Genomic DNA, 5,115 nt, shown 5'->3' with positions numbered 1-5,115 from the left:
CCGCGCCCGGCTCGCCTCGAGCGCCGCCTCGCGCCGGCGCGCGAGGTCGGCCGAGCGGGCCCGGGCCGCGCCGAGGCTCTGCTCCAGCTTCCTCTTCTGGTCCGTGACGCGCGCCACGACGGCCTTCTGCTGCTCCAGGATCCGCTGGGCGGCGCTCTTGGCCTCCTCGGCGCGCCTGGTGGCCGCCTGCTGGTCGCGGTAGGCCCGCTCGGCCTGGCGGCGGAACACGTTCGCCACGATGCGGGACGTCTCGACGTGCTTGACCGCCTCGCTACGGCGCCTGGCGAGCACCTCCACCATCCCCGCCCGGTCCATGAAGCCCTGGGGCCCGCCCTCCCCCGCGATGACCGCGGCCCAGGGGTCGGAGCCGGTGTTCTGGCGGTAGGCGTCGGCGGCGAAGGACGCGAGCTGCCGCTGGGCGTCGGCGTAGCGCTGCTCGGCTTCGGACACGCGCTTCTGCGCCGCCTGGTACGCCTGCTGGGAGCGCTGCAGCTTCACCTGCTCGCCGTTGTACCGCTCGATCGCGGTTTCGGCGGCGACGGCGAGGCGGTCCTGCTCGCCGTCCGCCTGGGCGAGCTGCGCCTTGGCCCGTCCGACCTCTTCGGCCTTCCGGCGGACCTCGTCCTTGCTCTTGGCCACGTCGTCGGCGCTGGGCGACGGCCTGTGGACGACGCGGGCGGCGGTGAGCGCGAACGCGGCTCGCGCGGGCGCGGGCAGGACGGTCAGGCCGACGGTGATTCCGGTGGTGGCGGCGGCCAGCCGCAGGGCGGCCTCCCGAGAGGCGACGTTCGTTCGTCGACGGGGTGCAGGAGTGCGCATTGTTGGAGACACGGTCCTCCCCTTGCCGGAAAGCGCAATGAGGCAAGCAGTAACCACGCACAGTAATTCGCCCACGGCTGGATATGAACTTCCGCCGCGGCCCCAACGACGTTTCCGGCGATCCGGCGGGATCGGTCCCGGATGGAGTTTGCGGAGACAACCCGCCAGGTCATCTGTGCAAGCACCTCTGCTCCGGGTATTCGGCACTAACGGAAGAGGCAGGGGCAGCGGTCCAGGAGGCCGATGATTTTCGCGGACGGCCGTCCGAACCCTCCTGAACTGGGCGAGTCTCGGCGGTTTACGGCGCGTCACCGGCAAACCAGCTCCTTTTTGGCTTTGGCGCACCGTCCGGCCCACCGCCCACAAAATCGCTTGGATCGGCGGGCTGCCATGGCTTATTTCTGGACGATCCTGGCGCTTTTCGGCCACTTGAATCGCGGCTTCTGGCACCCGAAGACGGCGCAACCTCCGCACAGGCGCCTGTGACTCGCGGACGACCTCGCAACGAACGACCGCATTTACCATCTCTCGCCCTATCCGTGATTTTTCGGATGAACCGGTCTTATAGGCAAGTGAGGCACGACTCTGTTTGACAGTGTCACGATGACAGTGTCATAGTCGGGATGTGGACGAGACCTGGACGATCAGCGAACTGGCGGAGCACGCGGCGGCCTCCCTGGCCGCCGAGGGTGTGCCGCAGGTCAACGGGCGCGTCCGCGATCTGCCCAACGAGCGGCTGATCCGCTGGTACACGAGCATCGGCCTGCTCGATCCGCCGCTCGGCCGCCGGGGGCGCACCGCCCTCTACGGGCCGCGGCACCTGCTGCAGCTCCTCGCCGTCAAACGGCGTCAGGCGCTCGGACGGTCGATCGCCGAGATCCAGGTCGAACTGGCCGGCGCGCCCGACTCCGTGCTGCGCGGCTTCGCCGAGCTGGACGACGGCACCGCCGCTCAGACCGAACGGCGGCGGCCGGCGGAGTCACCCGAGGACGCACCCGAAACGGAGTTCGCCGACGCCGCGGAAGACACCGTCTCGGCTGCGGAACGCCCCGCGCGCGGCGAAAGGAGGGGCCGGGACGCCCGGCGCGACACTGTCGAGATGGACGTCGCCCGTCCTCGCGACGGCTTCTGGTCCGTGCGCCCCAGCCCCCACATCCACCGCGAGCCGGAATCGGGCGCCCCGCCCGTCTTCGCGCCCGACATCGTCCAGGGCATCCGGCTCGCCCCGGGCGTGACCGTCGTCGTCGAAACGCGCCACCTCGGTGAGGACGACCTCGCCGCGATCGCGCGTTCGGCCGCACCACTGCTCGACACCCTCCGGCGGCGCGGCCTGCTCGACCAGGCCGACCGTGTCGGATCGCCCCACCACCCTCCCGGGAGGCACCAGTGACCGTGCGCATCACCCAGCTCCCCGAACCCGCCGCCCCTCCGACTCCGGACGGAGGGCTGGGCGCGCTCCGCACCGAGAAGGGCAACCTGCCGCTCGACTCGGTGGACGTCCACGCGGCCGTGACCGGCCTGGCCGCGTCGGTCACCGTCGTGCAGGGGTTCCGCAACCCCTTCGACGTTCCGCTGGAGGCGACCTACGTCTTCCCGCTGCCCGACCGGGCGGCCGTCACGTCGCTGCGCATGGAGGCCGCCGACCGCGTGGTCGAGGGCGTCCTCAAGGAACGCGGGCAGGCCCGCCGGGAGTACGACACCGCCATCGCCACGGGCCGCCGCGCGGCCATCGCCGAGGAGGACCGGCCCGACGTCTTCACCATGCGCGTCGGCAACATCCTGCCGGGCGAGCGTGTGACGGTGCGCCTCGCGCTCAGCCAGCCGCTTCCCTACGAGTCCGTCGCCGGCGGGTCCGGCGGAGAGGCGACGTTCCGTTTCCCCCTGGTCGTCGCGCCCCGCTACATCCCCGGCGCGCCCCTCGCCGAAGAGGCGGCCGGAACGGGCGTCGCCTCCGACACCGACGCGGTGCCCGACGCGTCCCGCATCACCCCGCCCGTCCTGCTGCCCGGCTTCCCCAACCCGGTGGCGCTCTCCCTCGCGGTGGACGTCGACCCGGGCGACCTGCCGCTCTCCGAGATCCGCTCGGCCCTGCACGTCGTCGCAGAGGAGACAGCGGGTTCGCACACGACCGTGCGCCTCCAGCCCGGCGAACGTCTGAACCGCGACTTCATCCTGCGCTTCGTCTTCGACACGGCCGTCACCGGCGCCGCGTCACTGGCCCTGACCCCCGACGCCCAGGGCGACGAGGGCACCTTCAGCCTGACCGTCCTGCCGTCCGCCGAGGCCGGCCACGCCCGACCGCGCGACGTCGTGCTCGTGCTCGACCGCTCGTACAGCATGGAGGGCTGGAAGATGGTCGCGGCCCGCCGCGCCGCCGCCCGCATCGTCGACACCCTCACGCCCGCCGACCGCTTCGCCGTCCTGTCGTTCGACAACCTCGTCGAGTCCCCGCCGGACCTGGGGTCCGGTCTCTCCGACGCCACCGACCGCAACCGCTTCCGCGCCGTCGAGCATCTGGCGTCCGTGAACGCCCGCGGCGGCACGGAGATGCTCGCGCCGCTGCAGAGGGCGTGCGACCTGCTCTCCGGGTCCCGCTCCGATCGCGACCGTGTCCTGGTGCTGGTGACGGACGGCCAGGTCGGCAACGAGGACCAGATCCTGAACCGCCTGAGCCGCGAGCTCCGCGGCGTGCGCATCCACACGGTAGGCATCGACCGCGCCGTGAACGCCGGCTTCCTGCGCCGACTGGCGTCCGCCGGCGGCGGCCACTGCGAACTGGTCGAGTCCGAAGACCGGCTGGACGAAGCGATGGAAGGCGTCCACCACCGCATCGGCGCGCCGCTGCTGACCGACCTGTCGCTGCGTCCGGACGGGCTGGAGCTCGTCAACGACACGATCACTCCCCTGCGGCTCGGCGCGCTCTTCCCCGGTGTCCCCCTCGTCGTGCGCGGACGGTACCGGGGCCCCGCCCGAGGCTCGCTCACGCTGCACGGCCGCACCCCGAGCGGCTCACCACGCGAGTACCGGGCGCGAGCCGTCGTGACCGACGCCCCGATGGCGTCCGCCCTGTGGGCCCGCGCCCACCTCCGCGACCTGGAGGACCGCTACGCCGCGGGCGGCTCGGCCAGTCTGGAACAGGACATCGTCGACACGTCGCTCACCTTCGGCGTCCTGTGCCGCTTCACCGCCTTCGTCGCCGTGGACAGCCGCGTCGTCACCGACGGACAGGAACCGCACCAGGTGACGCAGCCTGTGGACGTCCCCGACGGCTGGGCGGGGGCCACCGCTCCCGCCGAGGCCTACGGCGCCTCGGTCATGTCCCTCCCCTACGCGGACAGCGCGAGCGCCAGTGCCTTCCCCGCCGCTCCCGGAGCCCCCAGCGGACCGCCGCCCCCGCCGAGGATGGCGCCCGCGGCCCCCTTGAGAGGAAGCAGCCGCAGCGCCCCGCCGCCTCACATGGACGTGTACGCCTCCGCGAGCGCGGCCGAGGACGACGACGTCCCCGACTTCCTCACCGCCGGCCCCCCGCCCTCCGCCCCGAAACCCGCGCCCGCACCGCCGTCCCCATCAGAGCCTGCACCGCCGTCCGCACCGCCGTCCGGGCCGACGCCTCGCCGCCGGGCACGTCCGGCCTCGTCCGGAAGGACGTCGATCGAGGTGGCGCGCCACCTCAGGGCCGAGCTCGACCGCATGAAGACGGTCCAGGACACCGACCGCGCGTCCCACCTGGAAACTCAGCTCCTGCCGTTCCTGACCTGGCTGCTGTCGAGCGGCCTGGTCCTGACTCCGCCCGTCCGCGCGTCCCTGGATGACCTCGCACAGAAGATCCGCGCCCTCATCCAGCCGACCACGGAGTTCCCGTCCCCCAGCCCCACCGACATCTGGGAAGAGGCCATCACCACCCTGCAAGACCTGACCACGAACACCCCCGCACCGCGCACCCCCTTCTGGAAGCGCCCCCAATAGCGACCAAGCGGAGTCTCCACGAGCCCGGGACCAAGCATGCGCCGCAAGCCCTGGGCCGCAGCCCGGCACCCCCGAACTGCGGCCCAGAAAGAAGGAGGAAATCAGGAGCGCCCGCCACACCACCCCAGCTCCCGCACCGGGGGCCCAACCCACCCGCGCGGAGTCGGCTCACGGTGCTGACCTGCCGAGTGCCGCAGACGCTGGTGCCTTCGCGCGCGGGTGCTCCGAAGGTAGCGATTGTCGGCCGGGTGTTATCGAGCTGAAGGCGGGCGGAGGGTTGCTTGGGGCGGGCGGGAGGCTCGTCTGACCGGGGGGCGGGGGCGGGGGCGG

At 72.4% G+C, this 5,115-nt stretch carries 3 protein-coding genes; 2 read left to right on the top strand and 1 reads right to left on the bottom strand.

Annotated elements, in window-relative coordinates; all coding sequences use genetic code 11:
• A partial coding sequence (locus tag DZF91_RS07975; RefSeq protein WP_407920895.1) for a coiled-coil domain-containing protein occupies positions 1-819 on the bottom strand: 819 nt, incomplete at its 3' end.
• 625 nt (positions 820-1,444) lie between these two features.
• On the opposite strand from DZF91_RS07975, the gene DZF91_RS41885 reads away from it, so the two are divergent.
• Both DZF91_RS41885 and DZF91_RS07965 read left to right on the top strand, forming a co-directional pair.
• Entirely contained in the window at positions 1,445-2,209 is a 765-nt protein-coding gene (locus DZF91_RS41885; protein ID WP_235834147.1) for a MerR family transcriptional regulator, read from the top strand.
• Entirely contained in the window at positions 2,206-4,785 is a 2,580-nt protein-coding gene (locus tag DZF91_RS07965; protein WP_117356841.1) for a VIT domain-containing protein, read from the top strand. The genes DZF91_RS41885 and DZF91_RS07965 overlap by 4 nt, the downstream gene beginning before the upstream one ends.
• Positions 4,786-5,115: the final 330 nt, after the last annotated feature.

The sequence above is a fragment of the Actinomadura logoneensis genome (genome assembly GCF_003428695.1).
GTDB lineage: Bacteria > Actinomycetota > Actinomycetes > Streptosporangiales > Streptosporangiaceae > Spirillospora > Spirillospora logoneensis.
This window is presented reverse-complemented; position numbering and strand designations above follow the sequence as displayed.